This window comes from Pseudomonas sp. WT-JTC (assembly GCF_056711565.1).
In genome coordinates, this window is sequence record NZ_CM160042.1 from 5,732,876 (window position 1) to 5,747,218 (window position 14,343).

At 59.6% G+C, this 14,343-nt stretch carries 13 protein-coding genes, 4 tRNA genes and 1 pseudogene; 8 read left to right on the forward strand and 10 right to left on the reverse strand.

Annotated features, from left to right (window positions below):
• Window positions 1-3: 3 nt before the first annotated feature.
• On the reverse strand, window positions 4-1,347 hold the full coding sequence (locus AC06G5_RS26020; RefSeq protein ID WP_480458557.1) for an aromatic acid/H+ symport family MFS transporter: 1,344 nt from the start codon (window positions 1,345-1,347) through the stop codon (window positions 4-6).
• 219 nt (window positions 1,348-1,566) lie between these two features.
• Between AC06G5_RS26020 and AC06G5_RS26025 the strand changes: the two genes are divergently transcribed.
• Genes AC06G5_RS26025 through AC06G5_RS26040 form a run of 4 tightly spaced genes read left to right on the forward strand, consistent with a single transcriptional unit; the run spans window position 1,567 to window position 4,301 of the window.
• Window positions 1,567-2,193: a DUF1780 domain-containing protein gene (locus AC06G5_RS26025; RefSeq protein ID WP_057400461.1), complete on the forward strand. Its 627-nt coding sequence runs from the start codon at window positions 1,567-1,569 to the stop codon at window positions 2,191-2,193.
• Window positions 2,190-2,717 carry an MOSC domain-containing protein gene (locus AC06G5_RS26030; RefSeq protein WP_413426343.1) on the forward strand — a complete coding sequence of 176 codons (528 nt, stop codon included), beginning with the start codon at window positions 2,190-2,192 and terminating at the stop codon, window positions 2,715-2,717. The genes AC06G5_RS26025 and AC06G5_RS26030 overlap by 4 nt, the downstream gene beginning before the upstream one ends.
• A 51-nt stretch (window positions 2,718-2,768) precedes the next feature.
• Window positions 2,769-2,942, forward strand: coding sequence for a DUF3094 domain-containing protein (locus AC06G5_RS26035; protein WP_007970531.1), 174 nt, complete (start codon window positions 2,769-2,771; stop codon window positions 2,940-2,942).
• A gap of 60 nt (window positions 2,943-3,002) precedes the next feature.
• The gene (locus tag AC06G5_RS26040) at window positions 3,003-4,301 is read left to right on the forward strand and encodes an NAD(P)/FAD-dependent oxidoreductase (RefSeq protein ID WP_413426347.1); all 1,299 of its coding nucleotides are present in this window, start codon (window positions 3,003-3,005) and stop codon (window positions 4,299-4,301) included.
• Window positions 4,302-4,473: 172 nt separating this feature from the next.
• On the opposite strand, the gene AC06G5_RS26045 is transcribed toward AC06G5_RS26040, so the two are convergent.
• From AC06G5_RS26045 to rluD, 7 genes are all read right to left on the reverse strand, one after another.
• Window positions 4,474-4,550: transfer RNA gene (locus AC06G5_RS26045), tRNA-Pro, on the reverse strand.
• 95 nt (window positions 4,551-4,645) lie between these two features.
• Window positions 4,646-4,721: transfer RNA gene (locus tag AC06G5_RS26050), tRNA-Lys, on the reverse strand.
• A 5-nt stretch (window positions 4,722-4,726) separates the two neighbouring features.
• Window positions 4,727-4,803, reverse strand: a tRNA-Pro gene (locus AC06G5_RS26055).
• A 9-nt stretch (window positions 4,804-4,812) separates the two neighbouring features.
• Window positions 4,813-4,888, reverse strand: a tRNA-Asn gene (locus AC06G5_RS26060).
• 300 nt (window positions 4,889-5,188) lie between these two features.
• Window positions 5,189-7,753, reverse strand: a complete 2,565-nt coding sequence (gene clpB / locus AC06G5_RS26065) for an ATP-dependent chaperone ClpB (protein ID WP_480458558.1) — start codon at window positions 7,751-7,753, stop codon at window positions 5,189-5,191.
• 130 nt (window positions 7,754-7,883) lie between these two features.
• On the reverse strand, window positions 7,884-8,609 hold the full coding sequence (gene pgeF / locus AC06G5_RS26070; RefSeq protein WP_413426213.1) for a peptidoglycan editing factor PgeF: 726 nt from the start codon (window positions 8,607-8,609) through the stop codon (window positions 7,884-7,886).
• Window positions 8,606-9,568: a 23S rRNA pseudouridine(1911/1915/1917) synthase RluD gene (gene rluD / locus AC06G5_RS26075; protein ID WP_007990414.1), complete on the reverse strand. Its 963-nt coding sequence runs from the start codon at window positions 9,566-9,568 to the stop codon at window positions 8,606-8,608. The genes pgeF and rluD overlap by 4 nt, the downstream gene beginning before the upstream one ends.
• Window positions 9,569-9,719: 151 nt before the next feature.
• Here rluD and AC06G5_RS26080 point away from each other — a divergent pair, with 151 nt between their 5' ends.
• The 4 genes and pseudogenes from AC06G5_RS26080 (at window position 9,720) to AC06G5_RS26095 (ending at window position 12,783) form a co-directional block, all read left to right on the forward strand.
• Window positions 9,720-10,742 (forward strand): outer membrane protein assembly factor BamD, encoded by a 1,023-nt coding sequence (locus AC06G5_RS26080; protein WP_413426215.1) that lies wholly within the window; start codon window positions 9,720-9,722, stop codon window positions 10,740-10,742.
• Between the two features lie 124 nt (window positions 10,743-10,866).
• Window positions 10,867-11,100: a PP0621 family protein gene (locus tag AC06G5_RS26085; RefSeq protein ID WP_322614893.1), complete on the forward strand. Its 234-nt coding sequence runs from the start codon at window positions 10,867-10,869 to the stop codon at window positions 11,098-11,100.
• A gap of 31 nt (window positions 11,101-11,131) precedes the next feature.
• A pseudogene (locus AC06G5_RS26090) lies at window positions 11,132-11,449 on the forward strand (hypothetical protein); the annotation flags it as partial.
• Entirely contained in the window at window positions 11,446-12,783 is a 1,338-nt protein-coding gene (locus tag AC06G5_RS26095) for a sigma-54-dependent transcriptional regulator (RefSeq protein ID WP_413426219.1), read from the forward strand. The pseudogene AC06G5_RS26090 and the gene AC06G5_RS26095, both read left to right, overlap by 4 nt.
• On the opposite strand, the gene thiO is transcribed toward AC06G5_RS26095, so the two are convergent.
• Both thiO and AC06G5_RS26105 read right to left on the reverse strand, forming a co-directional pair.
• The gene (thiO, locus tag AC06G5_RS26100) at window positions 12,761-13,879 is read right to left on the reverse strand and encodes a glycine oxidase ThiO (protein WP_413426221.1); all 1,119 of its coding nucleotides are present in this window, start codon (window positions 13,877-13,879) and stop codon (window positions 12,761-12,763) included. The genes AC06G5_RS26095 and thiO overlap by 23 nt on opposite strands.
• A 56-nt stretch (window positions 13,880-13,935) precedes the next feature.
• Window positions 13,936-14,337 (reverse strand): type IV pilin protein, encoded by a 402-nt coding sequence (locus AC06G5_RS26105; RefSeq protein ID WP_413426223.1) that lies wholly within the window; start codon window positions 14,335-14,337, stop codon window positions 13,936-13,938.
• Window positions 14,338-14,343 lie beyond the last annotated feature (6 nt).

The window sequence follows — 14,343 nt, forward strand, 5'->3', positions numbered from 1 at the left end:
GATTCAGGCACCGGTCGTTGACAACGCTGGGCTGACGCCAGCAGCGCTGCGTCGGCTGCTGACGGCGAACACGGTCATGGCCAGGGCCGCCACCGCGCCAGGCAAGGCAAACGCCATGAAGTTCAGTTGCAGGGGCAAGCTGATCCCGAGCAATGCACCACCCAGCAGCGGACCGACGATGGCCCCGTTGCGCCCAATGCCCGACGCCCAGCCCAGACCGGTAGAGCGAATCGTCATGGAGTAAAACTGCGCAGCGCAGGCGTACAAAAGAATCTGCGAGCCAATGGTGGTGGCACCCGCAACGGCGATCAGCAGGTACAACACCGGCATCGGGCTGTTGAAGCCCAACAGAGTGATCGACACCGCCGCCATGGCGAAAAACACCGCCAGCACTTTCGGCAGATTGAGCTTGTCGCCCAGCACCCCGCCACCGACCGCGCCGAAGATCGCCCCGAAGTTCAGCACCAGCAGGAACAACAGGCTCGAACCCAGGCTGTAACCGGCGTTGGCCATCAGTTTTGGCAGCCAGGAACTCAGCGCGTACACCATCAACAGGCAGCAGAAAAACGCCAGCCACAGCATCAGCGTGCGCAGCGCACGGCCTTCACGGAACAACTGCAACACCGGAGTGCCCGTGCCTTTCACTTCGGCCATGTGCAATTGGTCAGACGTTTGCGCGACGTAGGCCGGATCAATCCGCTCAAGAATATTGCGCGCCTCTTCATTACGCCCCTGACGCAACATGAAACCCACCGATTCGGGCAGGAAATACATGATCAGCGGCAATAACAGCAAAGGCAGGACCGCCACGTAAAACACCGACTGCCAGCCGAAACCCGGGATCAGCACAATGCCCAGTCCGGCGGACAGCATGCCGCCCACCGAATAACCGCTGAACATGATCGCGACCAGAGTGCTGCGGATTTTTTTCGGCGCGTACTCGTTCATCAGTGCCACGACGTTAGGCATCACACCGCCAATGCCGAGCCCGGCAATGAAGCGACAGAGGCCGAACTCGGTGGGGTTTCGTGCGAAACCATTGAGCACGGTGAAGCCACTGAAGAGCATCACGCAGATCGTGATGGCCTTCTTGCGGCCGATCCTGTCCGACAACGGGCCAAAGAACAGCGCGCCGAACATCATGCCGAACAGTGCATAGCTGCCCAGTGCACCGGCTTGCAAAGGACTGAGCCCCCACTCTTTCATCAGCATCGGCAAGACCACGCCGTAGATCACCAGATCGTAACCGTCGAAGATGATGATCAGGGCACACCAGAACAGCACCATCCAGTGAAAGCGGTTGAAGCGAGCGTTGTCGATAACCTCATGTACGTCGATCTTGCGCATGGCATATGTCTCTTGTTGTTGTTTTTTTTGAGCGTCGGTAACACGGCTTACGTCCGTACAGCCGAGGGTAGAGCCACCCGATACGTGGCAATATCCAGTGCGCGCAGATCTCTATCCATTTTGTGCAGGGCCCTGAAACGGGCCTGGGAACGGGAGGCGTTGGCCCTCTCCGACAAATTGTCTTCTTTGCGATCACATTTGAACGCTAAGCTTGGGCCTATGGATGACTCAGATTATTTACGCCTGCTGACCATCGCGGCCGAGCAAGCCAACGCGTTCCTGTCCAACGCCCGCAAATGGGAGCGTGAGCGTTGGGTTTGCCAGCGCCTGCTGCAAGGCTTGAACATTCCCTATCGTGCCGATGAATTCACCCCCGCCGGGGAGCCACCGGATGTGTTGTTTCGCGATGCCAGTTTCGAGGTGTTCTTCGTGCTCGACGAAGGCCGGCGCCTCAACGATGAATGGCGCGACGAACTGCAACGCCGGCGCAGCGCGTTTTCCCTGAGCCAACTGGTGCGCCGCGAGGCCAAGCCACGACGCATCCCCGCCAACGAATTCTTGCTGCGATTGGCGCCGACCTTGCGCAAAAAAGCGCACAACTACAAAGAACGCGGCATGGATCTGGGTGAACTGGACATCATTGCCTTCGCCAGCCTCAAACGCGAAGTGCTGGATCTCAACAGCCATTTCCCGCCGCCGACCGAATACCTGCGCCAGGGCTGGCGCTCGCTGTCATTGGTCGGGCCGACATTTGCCCGCGTTCTGTTCGCTCACCCGGATGCCCCGGACTTCTTGCGCAGCAACCTGGGGCGCAGCATTGTTTTTGACGTCGGGATCAGCCTGTGAGCCCGTTGCAGGAACTGATCGCCGAGGTGCCGCAACAAGGACGCGTACGCTGGATCGGCGTGCGCCCGCAATCACATTCGCCGATGCTTGCACTCGAGGCCGTGGAAGCGCGCCTCGAGGCCGGCCTGACCGGCGACCACGCCCGCCCCGGCGTGCGCAATGCGCGGCAGGTCACGCTGATTCAGTGGGAGCACCTGGCGGTGATCAGTTCGTTGATGGGGCGTGCGCACGATCATCCGGTCAGGCCTGAAGATCTACGGCGCAATCTCGTTATCAGTGGCATCAATCTGTTCAGCCTCAAGGGCCGCCGCTTCCGGATTGGCCAGGCAACGTTCGAAACCACCGGCTGGTGCCAGCCCTGCGCGCGTCTTGAAAGCAACCTGGGCATCGGCACCTTTCAGGCCGTGCGCGGACATGGCGGAATCACTGCCCGAGTGTTACAAAGTGGAATCATTCGCCTGGACGATACGGTGAGCGTCGAGCCCCTTGCGGACAGCGGCTATGCTCCGTTCAACGTTCGTTAAATCAGCCTGTAGCTTCTACACATTTAGCTACGTCTACCTGACGAGGCCTTTATGACCAGCCGCCTGAACCCCGACGACCAAAAGCATGTCGAAGAGTACCTGCAGTTGTCCCAGCACCAAGTCGAGCGCCGGCCTTTCCGGCCGTGGATGCTCCTTGTACTGGTATTGGCAGTGACCATTGGTCTGGGCCTGTTGAGCCGCCTTATCAGTTACCTGACGCTATGAGCTGCCTTGCGCTCGCTCGGGTAATTGCACCGATTTCTTTTAGCCTTGCGAGATATCCCCATGACTCATCGTATTGTCATCGTTGGCGGCGGCGCCGGCGGTCTGGAGTTGGCTACCCGTCTGGGTAAGACTCTGGGCAAGCGTGGCACGGCCAGTGTGATGCTGGTCGACGCGAACCTGACCCACATCTGGAAACCGTTGTTGCACGAAGTGGCGGCCGGTTCCCTGAACTCTTCCGAAGACGAACTCAACTATGTCGCCCAGGCCAAATGGAACCACTTCGAGTTCCAGCTGGGGCGCATGAGCGGACTCGATCGCGCGAAGAAAAAAATCCAGCTGGCCGCCACCTATGACGAAACCGGTATGGAACTGGTGCCAGCCCGCGAAGTGCCTTACGACTCGCTGGTAATCTCCGTCGGCAGCACCACCAACGATTTCGGTACCCAGGGCGCCGCACAACACTGCCTGTTCCTCGACACCCGAAAACAGGCCGAGCGTTTCCACCAGCAACTGCTCAACCACTACCTGCGGGCTCACGCCGGTCAGACCGACACGGTCGAGCAAATCAGTGTGGCCATCGTCGGTGCCGGTGCCACCGGGGTCGAGCTGGCCGCCGAGCTGCACAACGCCGCCCATGAACTGGCGGCCTATGGCCTGGACCGGATCAAGCCGGAAAACATGCACATCACCCTGATCGAAGCCGGACCACGAGTCCTGCCGGCGCTGCCAGAGCGGATTGGCGGACCTGTGCATAAAACCCTGGAGAAACTCGGGGTCAACGTCATGACCAATGCCGCTGTCAGCGAAGTGACGGCGGACAGCCTGATCACCGCCGACGGCAACGAAATCAAGGCCAGCCTGAAAGTCTGGGCCGCGGGGATTCGCGCACCGGGCTTCCTCAAGGACATCGATGGTCTGGAAACCAACCGCATCAATCAGCTGCAAGTGCTGCCAACCCTGCAAACCACCCGCGACGAGAACATCTTCGCGTTCGGTGACTGCGCCGCCTGCCCTCAACCAGGCAGCGACCGCAATGTGCCGCCACGTGCCCAGGCCGCTCACCAACAAGCTTCGTTGCTGGCCAAATCGCTGAAACTGCGCATCGAAGGCAAGGCACTGCCGGAGTACAAGTACACCGACTACGGCTCGCTGATCTCGCTGTCGCGTTTTTCGGCTGTGGGTAACTTGATGGGCAACCTCACCGGCAGCGTGATGCTCGAAGGCTGGCTGGCGCGGATGTTCTACGTGTCGCTGTACCGCATGCACCAGATGGCGTTGTACGGACCGTTCCGCACGGCGATGCTGATGCTCGGTAGCAAGATCGGACGTGGCACCGAGCCAAGGCTCAAGCTGCACTAACCCCCCCTTGTGGGAGCGGGCTTGCTCGCGAAGAGGCCATGTCATTCAGCATTTATGTCGACTGACACACTGCTTTCGCGAGCAAGCCCGCTCCCACACTGGTTTTGCGACACCCTGAGTTTCTCGCAGGCAAAAAAAATCCCCGTATCTTTCGATACGAGGATTTTTAATATGGTCGGGGTAAGGGGATTCGAACTCCTGACATCCTGCTCCCAAAGCAGGCGCGCTACCGGACTGCGCTATACCCCGGTAAAAAAAAGGCACCTTCGAGAGGCGCCTTCTGCGAACAGAGCTTTTGGCGTCTGATCTTAAGATTCGATTCCAGTGTTACCTGGTTTCAAAAATGGTGGGTCGTGTGGGATTCGAACCTACGACCAATTGGTTAAAAGCCAACTGCTCTACCAACTGAGCTAACGACCCAAAAATGGTCGGGGTAAGGGGATTCGAACTCCTGACATCCTGCTCCCAAAGCAGGCGCGCTACCGGACTGCGCTATACCCCGGTTTGAAATTGGCTCCGTGACCAGGACTCGAACCTGGGACCCAATGATTAACAGTCATTTGCTCTACCGACTGAGCTATCACGGAACTACACATTTCAATTTACAACTTTGAAGCTTTACTGCGTTCTCTTCAACCCGTTTGCATCGCTGCGTTCGTGTGTCTGAGGCGCGCTATTCTACAATCTTCAGAACCTCTGTCAACCCCCTAAATTGCTTTCAAGTTAATGATTTGCAACTTATTTTGGATTCCTGCTTGGGGAGCGGAAACCCTGGCGGGTGACTTACTGCGGGGCGCACTTTACAAGCCTTTTCCTTTGAGTTCAACAGCCTAATGAAAAAAAGGCCTCGTTATGCGAGGCCTTTTCAATTTTGTTGCCGATCTGGATCAGACGAAGACGATTTCGTCGTTTTCCACCACACCGTGAGCGGTATCGCCCGGCATGAATCGACCGGAAAGGATCAGCTGCGCCAGCGGGTTCTCGATCCAGCGCTGGATCGCTCGCTTGAGCGGCCGTGCGCCGTACACCGGGTCGTAACCGACCGCGATCAGCTTGTCCATGGCTTCAGGGCTGAGTTCAAGCTTCAGCTCCCGTTCGGTCAGGCGGCTGCGCAGACGACCCAACTGGATCTCGGTAATGCCGGCGATCTGATCCCGCGCCAACGGCTCGAAGATCACCACTTCGTCGACCCGGTTGATGAACTCCGGCCGGAAGTGGCTGGATATCGCATCCATCACCGCTGCACGCTGCGCCTCACGATCACCGACCAGTTCCTGGATCTGCACCGACCCCAGGTTGGAGGTCATGACAATCACGGTGTTCTTGAAGTCCACCGTGCGGCCATGGCTGTCGGTCAGGCGACCGTCTTCAAGCACTTGCAGCAAGATGTTGAACACATCCGGGTGCGCTTTCTCGACCTCATCCATCAGGATCACCGAATACGGCTTGCGACGCACGGCCTCGGTCAGGTAACCGCCCTCTTCATACCCCACGTAGCCTGGTGGCGCACCGATCAGGCGAGCCACGGAATGTTTCTCCATGAACTCGGACATGTCGATCCGCACCATCGCCTCTTCGGTATCAAACAGGAATTCGGCCAGCGCCTTGCACAGCTCGGTTTTACCGACACCGGTCGGGCCGAGGAACATGAACGAGCCGCTCGGGCGATTCGGGTCGGACAACCCGGCACGGGAACGCCGCACTGCGTTGGAAACCGCGACTACCGCTTCATCCTGGCCGATCACACGCTGGTGCAACAGGCTTTCCATCTTCATCAGTTTTTCGCGCTCGCCTTCGAGCATCTTCGACACTGGAATACCGGTCCACTTCGATACGACTTCGGCGATTTCTTCCTCAGTCACCTTGCTGCGCAGCAACTGGTTCTCGCTTTTGCCATGCTGGTCGACCATTTGCAGGCTGCGCTCCAGGTCCGGGATCACCCCGTACTGCAACTCGGCCATGCGGTTCAGGTCGCCTTTGCGGCGGGCCGCTTCCAGCTCCTGACGGGACTGCTCGATTTTCTGCTGGATCTGCGCAGAGCCCTGGACTTCGGCTTTTTCCGAATTCCAGATTTCTTCAAGATCCGAGTACTCACGCTCATGACGAGCGATTTCGTCCTGCAGTTTTTCCAGACGCTTCTTCGCCGCGTCGTCGCTTTCTTTCTTCAGTGCCTGGGATTCCACCTTCAACTGAATAAGGCGACGCTCCAGACGGTCCAGGACTTCCGGCTTGGAGTCGATCTCCATGCGGATGCGGCTGGCAGCTTCATCGATCAGGTCGATGGCTTTGTCCGGCAACTGCCGGTCAGTGATGTAACGATGACTGAGTTTGGCCGCGGCAATGATCGCGCCGTCGGTGATCGCCACCTTGTGGTGAACCTCATAACGCTCCTTGAGGCCACGCAGGATGGCGATGGTGTCTTCTTCGCTCGGCTCATCCACCAGCACTTTCTGGAAGCGTCGCTCGAGAGCGGCGTCCTTCTCTATGTATTGGCGGTACTCGTTGAGCGTCGTGGCGCCCACACAGTGCAGCTCACCGCGGGCCAGGGCCGGCTTGAGCATGTTGCCCGCATCCATCGAGCCTTCGCCCTTGCCGGCGCCGACCATGGTGTGCAGTTCGTCGATGAACAGAATGATCTGCCCTTCCTGCTTCGACAGTTCATTGAGCAACGCCTTGAGCCGCTCTTCAAACTCACCGCGATACTTGGCACCGGCAATCAGCGCCCCCATGTCCAGGGACAACAGGCGCTTGCCCTTGAGGCCATCCGGCACTTCGCCATTGATGATGCGCTGGGCCAGGCCTTCGGCGATGGCGGTTTTACCCACGCCAGGCTCACCGATCAGCACCGGGTTGTTCTTGGTACGACGTTGCAGCACCTGGATGGTCCGGCGAATTTCATCGTCACGGCCGATCACCGGATCGAGCTTGCCGTCCTCGGCACGCTTGGTCAGGTCGACGGTGTATTTATCCAGGGCCTGACGGGACTCTTCGTGGTTAGGGTCATTGACAGCCTCGCCGCCGCGCAGGTTGTTGATCGCATTTTCCAGGGCTTTCTTGCTCACGCCCTGACCGAGCAACAGCTTGCCGAGCTTGCTGCTCTCGTCCATGGCGGCGAGCAGCACCAGCTCGCTGGAAATGAACTGGTCGCCTTTCTGCTGCGCCAGACGGTCGGCCTGGTTGAGCAGGCGCGCCAGATCCTGCGACATGTTCACGTCGCCGGTCGGGTTCTGGATTTTCGGTAGCTGGTCGAGCTCTTTGGTCAGCTCTTTACGCAGGCTGTTGACGTCGAAGCCCACCTGCATCAGCAGGGGCTTGATCGAGCCGCCCTGCTGTTCGAGCAAGGCTTGCATCAAATGCACCGGTTCAATGGCCGGATGATCGTGGCCGACAGCCAGGGATTGGGCATCGGACAACGCTAACTGCAATTTGCTGGTTAAACGGTCTATACGCATGGGTCACCTTCCTTTTGAGCAGGCCGGACCTATAAAACATCCTGAATGAAGAAACCTGCCAGATAACACAATAGATGCGGTCGATTCTGGGAGTTTCAAGCGTCGTGACGTTGACGCAGGTCAGAGGAGTTTAGCGTTCAAGCCAGATAAGGGAGGCGAATCGGCCGGTGCGGGGCGCACGGCGATAAGAAAAGAAGCGTGGGTCGGTCACGGTGCAAAATCCGCCACCATAGACTGCCGTGACACCGCAGGCCGCCAGACGCAAACGCGCCAGCATATAGATGTCGGCCATGAACTTGCCGGGGTTTTGACTTGGCACGAAGGCTTCTGCGGCTTGAGGCAGTTGCTGCACGAAGGTTTCGCGCACTTCGGGGCCAACTTCAAACGCTTGTGGACCAATGGCCGGACCGAGCCAGACCAGTACCTCGGCAGGGGGAACCGCCAGACTGTCGAGGGTGGCTTCCAGCACGCCCGCCGCCAACCCGCGCCAACCGGCATGGGCTGCAGCAACGCGAGTGCCGGCACGGTCGCAAAACAATGCCGGCAGGCAATCAGCCGTCATCGCCGCACAGGCAATGCCGGGGGTCGATGTCCAACTGGCATCGGCAGTGACCACCTGGCTTGGGTCGGCATGGGCCACGGCAATGCCGTGGACCTGCTGCAGCCAGGCCGGTTGAATGGAGAAATGATCGGTAAGACGACGGCGATTCTCGGCAACCGCTTCAGGGCGGTCGTCGACGTGATCGCCGAGGTTGAGGCTGTCGAACGGCGCCACACTGACGCCGCCCGCACGGGTGGTAACACAGGCTTTTACCCCGGCCGGCGCGGGCCAGTCAGGAATCAGCCAGTCACTCATCCGATGAACGCCTCACGGTCTTGCTTGAGCAGGGTCAGCAGCCAGACGAAGTCTTCCGGCAACGGCGATTCCCAGCTCATGCGCTTACCGGTGGTCGGATGATCCAGTTCCAGGAAACGCGCATGCAGCGCCTGACGCGGGAAGTTTTTCAGGGATTCGACCATGGTCGGGTTGGCGGCCGGCGGAATGCGGAAGCGACCACCGTAGGCGGGATCTCCGACCAACGGGTAGTTAATGTGCGCCATGTGCACGCGAATCTGGTGCGTTCGACCGGTTTCCAGCTTCACCCGCACGTGGGTGTGGGAGCGGAAGCGCTCGAGTACGCGGTAATGGCTGACGGCTTGCTTGCCACCTTCCATCACGGCCATGCGCTGGCGCTGCTGGCCGTGACGACCGATGGGCGCATTGATCTTGCCACCGGCTGTCACCACACCAATCACGATGCACTCGTAGATCCGGCTGACGCTGCGGCTCTGCAACTGTGTAACCAGCTGCGTCTGCGCTTGAATGGTCTTGGCCACCACCATCAGACCGGTGGTGTCCTTGTCCAGGCGATGCACGATACCGGCGCGGGGCACATTGATGATGTCCGGCACATGGTGCAGCAAGGCGTTGAGCAAGGTGCCGTCGGCGTGACCGGCAGCCGGGTGCACCACCAGGCCCGCAGGCTTGTTGATCACCAGGATGTCGTCGTCTTCGTAGACGATGTCCAGGGCAATGTCTTGAGCGACCCATTCGCCCTGAGCTTCCTGCTCGGCAGTCAGCTCAAGGATGGCGCCGCCATGGACGATGTCTCGCGGGCGGATAACCGCCCCATCCACAGTCAGGCGGCCGTCTTTGATCCAGGCGGAAAGGCGCGAGCGCGAGTGCTCAGCGAATAATTGTGCGGCGACTTGATCGAGGCGTTGGCCGCCCAATTCGGACGGCACCTCTGCGCGGAGTTCAATTTTATCGGACATGCTCAGACTAGGCGTCGGCACAGCCTTTGGTTTCGGCTGCGCGCTTGTGGTTAAATACGGCGTCTTTTGCCCCGAGGCTATTCAACGGGGCACTCATCATAACAGGACGGCCACGCCCAAGACAGCGGCCGTCATAGGGACGCAAGCCGCCATGCAAGTGAAACACCTGCTGCTGATCGCCATCCTCGCATTGACCGCTGCTTGCTCATCGAAGGAAGTCGTAGACGAAAACCTCAGTGAAGTCGAGCTGTACCAACAAGCTCAAAATGACCTGGACAACAGTAGCTACACCAGCGCCATCGCCAAGCTGAAGGCTCTGGAGTCGCGTTATCCGTTCGGTCGTTATGCCGATCAGGCGCAACTCGAACTCATCTACGCGAACTACAAGAACACCGAGCCAGAAGCGGCCAAGTCCGCTGCGGAACGCTTCATTCGCCTGCACCCACAGCATCCGAACGTCGATTACGCCTACTACCTCAAGGGCCTGACTTCTTTCGACCAGGACGTCGGCCTGCTGGCGCGTTTCCTGCCGCTGGACATGACCAAGCGTGACCCGGGCGCCGCCCGCGACTCCTACAACGAGTTCGCCCAGCTGACCAGCCGCTTCCCGAACAGCCGCTACGCGCCAGACGCCAAACAGCGCATGATTTATCTGCGCAACCTGCTGGCGGCCTACGAAATTCACGTGGCCGACTACTACCTGACCCGTCAGGCCTATGTCGCCGCCGCGAACCGCGGTCGTTACGTGGTGGAAAACTTCCAGGAAACCCCTTCGGTCGGCGACGGCCTGGCGGTGATGACCGAGGCCTACCAGCGCCTGCACCTGGACGATCTGGCTGCCACCAGCCTGGAAACCCTGAAGCTCAACTACCCGAACCACCCGACACTGGTGGACGGTCAGTTCGTGCCGACCGTGGCCGAAGCCGACAACCGTTCATGGCTGAGCAAGGCGACCCTGGGCCTGATCGAGTCCCGTCCGCCGCTGCCACCGGGCGAAACCCGCGCCAACCAGGACGTGCAGAAGCAGTTCCAGGACGCCAAGGATGCAATCCCGGCCGAACTAAGGCCTAAAGACACCAATGGCGACGCGATCGAAGAAGAAGATCACGAAGCGCAAGGCAACAACAGCGACCGTTCGTGGTTCAGCTACATGACCTTCGGCGTGTTCGACTGACACTCGGGTTGTGCAAAAAGGGAGACTTTCGAGTCTCCCTTTTTTATTTCAGCGATTTATTGCACTGTGCGCCTGACAGGTCCTTGGCTAAACTGCCGGATCATCCGCAGAAAAGCAGCTCACCATGCTTCGTCTATTGTTCTGGATCGCCCTGATTGCCGCTGCAGTATGGTTCTGGCGCAAGTTCAAGGGGCAGGCTTCCACCCCCAGGCCCCCTGCCGAGCGGGAAGCGGCGCCCATGGTCCGTTGCGCCCATTGCGGCGTTCACCTGCCCCGTGACCGCGCGCTGAGCCTCGACCAACGGTGGTATTGCAGCCAGGCTCATCTCGAGCAAGACAAGGGCTCCAGCGGCCGCTGACACCTCACCCGAAATGACGGCCGATTGAGGACTATCGCGTGCACCCAAGGAACTGAAAGGCGTCGATCGACGTCTGACGCAGATTATTCAAGGCCACTCTCTGCGAATGAACCGGGTAATCGAAAACGTCCTGCAGCTGCAGCGCCGCGAGCAAATGTCGCCGCTACGGCTCGATCTGAAATCACTGGAAATACTCGATAACGAAGCCCCCGCCCCTCAAATCAAGGGCCCGGGGCCATATCTGTCCGGCGAGCCGGGCGAAAGCATTCTGTCCCGCCTAGACTTCAAGGCACGCCAGGAACGCGGCTGCTTTTGCATGACCTTTGCTCACGGACGGAACCCACGTTGAACACGAGACCACGACAAAAAGTCTTGATCGTCGATGACGAACCGGACATACGCGAACTCCTGGAAATCACCCTGGGAAGGATGAAACTGGAGACGTTCAACGCCCGCAACATCGGCGAAGCGCAATCCCTGCTGAAACGCGAAAGCTTCGATTTATGCCTGACCGACATGCAATTATCGGATGGTACCGGTCTGGAGCTGGTGCAGCACATCCAGCAACGTCATCCTCAGGTCCAGGTGGCGATGATCACCGCCTATGCCAGTCTAGAAACCGCGATCGATGTGCTCAAGGCCGGGGCATTCGACTTCCTGACCAAACCGGTGGACCTTACCCGCCTGCGTGAACTGGTCACCAGCGCCCTGCTGCTTCCTGCCCGCGGGGTTGGCATCGATCGTCGCTTGCTGGGCGACTCATTGCCCATGCGCAGCCTGCGTAAACACATCACCAAACTGGCCAGCAGCCATGCGACGGTATACATCAGCGGAGAATCCGGCAGCGGCAAGGAACTGGTCGCGCGCCTGATCCATGATCAAAGCCCCCGCGCCAATCAGCCGTTCATTCCGATCAACTGCGCGGCGATTCCTTCGGAACTGTTGGAGAGCGAGTTTTTCGGCCACCGCAAAGGCAGTTTCAGCGGCGCCATCGAAGACAAACCCGGTCTGTTCCAGACCGCTCACGGCGGCACCCTGCTCCTCGACGAAGTGGCTGACCTGCCGCTGGCAATGCAGGTCAAACTGCTGCGCGCGATTCAGGAAAAAGCCGTACGCAGCGTCGGCGGGCAGCAGGAAGTGGCGGTGGATGTGCGCATTCTCTGCGCCACACACAAGGACCTTGGTGCCGAAGTCGCCGCCGGGCGATTTCGCCATGACCTTTACTACCGCTTGAACGTGATCGAACTCCGGGTGCCGCCCCTGCGCGAGCGTCGTGATGACATTGAAATGTTGGCCAGCCACATGCTCAAGCGCCTGGCCGCCGATACCGGTCAACCTGCGGCGAGACTCCACCCCCAAGCCCTCGATGCGCTGAAAAACTATCGCTTCCCGGGCAATGTGCGGGAACTGGAAAACATGCTCGAGCGGGCGCACACCCTGTGTGAGAACAATCAGATCGAAGCCGGCGACCTGCGCCTGGCCGAAGGCAATTGTGGGGCTGAAGGTGGCCTGCCGGACCTGACCCGGATCGACAATCTGCAAACCTACCTGGAAAACGTCGAACGCCAACTGCTGCTCCAGGCCCTGGAGGAAACCCGCTGGAACCGCACGGCGGCGGCTCAGCGGTTGAATCTGTCATTCAGGTCGATGCGTTACCGGCTCAAGAAGCTGGGACTGGATTGAGCCGCCCGGCAGGCGCGTAAGGCGCCGGATCGATAATTGGCGCCCGGCCCAGCATCACATCGGCAAACAACTGGCATGACGCCGGCGCCAGCACCAGCCCGTTACGGTAGTGCCCGCAGTTGAGCCAGAGCCCGTCAAACCCCGGCACCGGGCCGATATATGGAATGCCCTCGGGAGATCCCGGGCGCAATCCGGCCCAATGCCCCACCACTTCGGCATCGGCCAGCGCCGGGATCAATTCCACCGCGGACGCCTTCAGGCTTTCCAGTGCCGACCCGGTCGGCGTCTTGTCAAAGCCTTCATGCTCCAGCGTACTGCCAATCAGTATGTGTCCATCGCGCCGGGGAATCGCGTAGCGTCCCTTGGCCAGGACCATGCTCGGCAGGAAATCCGCCGCACACTTGTAGAGAATCATCTGCCCTTTCACCGGCTCGACCGGCAGCGTCAGGTCAAGATGCTTGAGCAGTTCACCGCTCCAGGCCCCCGCCGTCAGGACGACTTGATCGCCCAGGACAGTACCTGTGGAGGTCTGCACGCCGACCACTTTGTTGCCGTCACGAACGAACCCGCTGACTTCGCACTGCTCATGGATCGTCACGTTCGGCAGCGCCAGCAACGCGGCCTTGAGTGACTTCACCAGACGTGGATTGCGCACGTTGGCAACGTCGGCCATGTAGATCGCCCGGGAAAAACCAGCGCCCAGTACCGGCACGGCGTCGTGCACTACCGAAATATCCACCGCACTCAACGGACGATGTTCCCGGACAGCCCAGGCCAGCGCTTCAGCCTCGTCATCCAGATCCAGCCAGTACAGACCGGTGGTGTGCACCTCAGGATCAACGCCGGTAGCGGCAAACAAGCGCTCGCCCAGTTGTGGATAAAAGTCCTGGGACCAGTGAGCCAGCGCAGTGACCGCCGGGCTGTAGCGCCATGGGTAAAGCGGCGAAACGATGCCGCCGCCGGCCCAGGACGATTCCTGGCCGACGTTCGAGCGATCCAGCAGCACAACGCTTTGCACTTCGGAGGCGAGATTGAAGGCCGTCAGCAAACCAATCACTCCGCCGCCGACAATCACCACTTGCTGTTGCCTGGTCATGTTCTGATCCAATCGTTAAATAGACAGAGGATGTAAAGGACACCCGAAAAGGAAACTCAGCGCCCCCAGCAGTCTTTGCTGGTCAGGCCGGATTTTGCGTTGACCATTCCGAGGACACCCGTGTTGGTGATGGTCAGATCACCGCACTTGTCAGTGGCCATGCTCGAGTCAGCCTTGCGCACCGCCGTCAGCAGAAAGGCCTGGTCGGTCAGGGTCGGTGTGATGCTGTAGTAATCATTGCCGGCACTGAGGCCCGCCGCATTGGTGTAGACATTTTTCTGCGAGTAGAAGCGCTCCAGGATCTGCGCCTGCTCCGAGAGCAGACCCGCCACTTCTGCGCGACGGCCCTTGTTCAGGTACTCGGTGAAACTCGGGGCAGCAATGGTCATGACCATCCCGATGATCGCAATCACGATCATGATTTCGATCAGGGTAAAACCGCGGTTGGTACTACGCATGCCTCA

Coding starts and splice junctions, on each gene's coding strand:
- AC06G5_RS26020 (WP_480458557.1), bottom strand. CDS start 1,347: ATGCGCAAGATCGACGTACATGAGGTTATCGACAACGCTCGCTTCAAC.
- AC06G5_RS26025 (WP_057400461.1), top strand. CDS start 1,567: ATGGATGACTCAGATTATTTACGCCTGCTGACCATCGCGGCCGAGCAA.
- AC06G5_RS26035 (WP_007970531.1), top strand. CDS start 2,769: ATGACCAGCCGCCTGAACCCCGACGACCAAAAGCATGTCGAAGAGTAC.
- AC06G5_RS26040 (WP_413426347.1), top strand. CDS start 3,003: ATGACTCATCGTATTGTCATCGTTGGCGGCGGCGCCGGCGGTCTGGAG.
- clpB (WP_480458558.1), bottom strand. CDS start 7,753: ATGCGTATAGACCGTTTAACCAGCAAATTGCAGTTAGCGTTGTCCGAT.
- pgeF (WP_413426213.1), bottom strand. CDS start 8,609: ATGAGTGACTGGCTGATTCCTGACTGGCCCGCGCCGGCCGGGGTAAAA.
- rluD (WP_007990414.1), bottom strand. CDS start 9,568: ATGTCCGATAAAATTGAACTCCGCGCAGAGGTGCCGTCCGAATTGGGC.
- AC06G5_RS26080 (WP_413426215.1), top strand. CDS start 9,720: ATGCAAGTGAAACACCTGCTGCTGATCGCCATCCTCGCATTGACCGCT.
- AC06G5_RS26085 (WP_322614893.1), top strand. CDS start 10,867: ATGCTTCGTCTATTGTTCTGGATCGCCCTGATTGCCGCTGCAGTATGG.
- thiO (WP_413426221.1), bottom strand. CDS start 13,879: ATGACCAGGCAACAGCAAGTGGTGATTGTCGGCGGCGGAGTGATTGGT.
- AC06G5_RS26105 (WP_413426223.1), bottom strand. CDS start 14,337: ATGCGTAGTACCAACCGCGGTTTTACCCTGATCGAAATCATGATCGTG.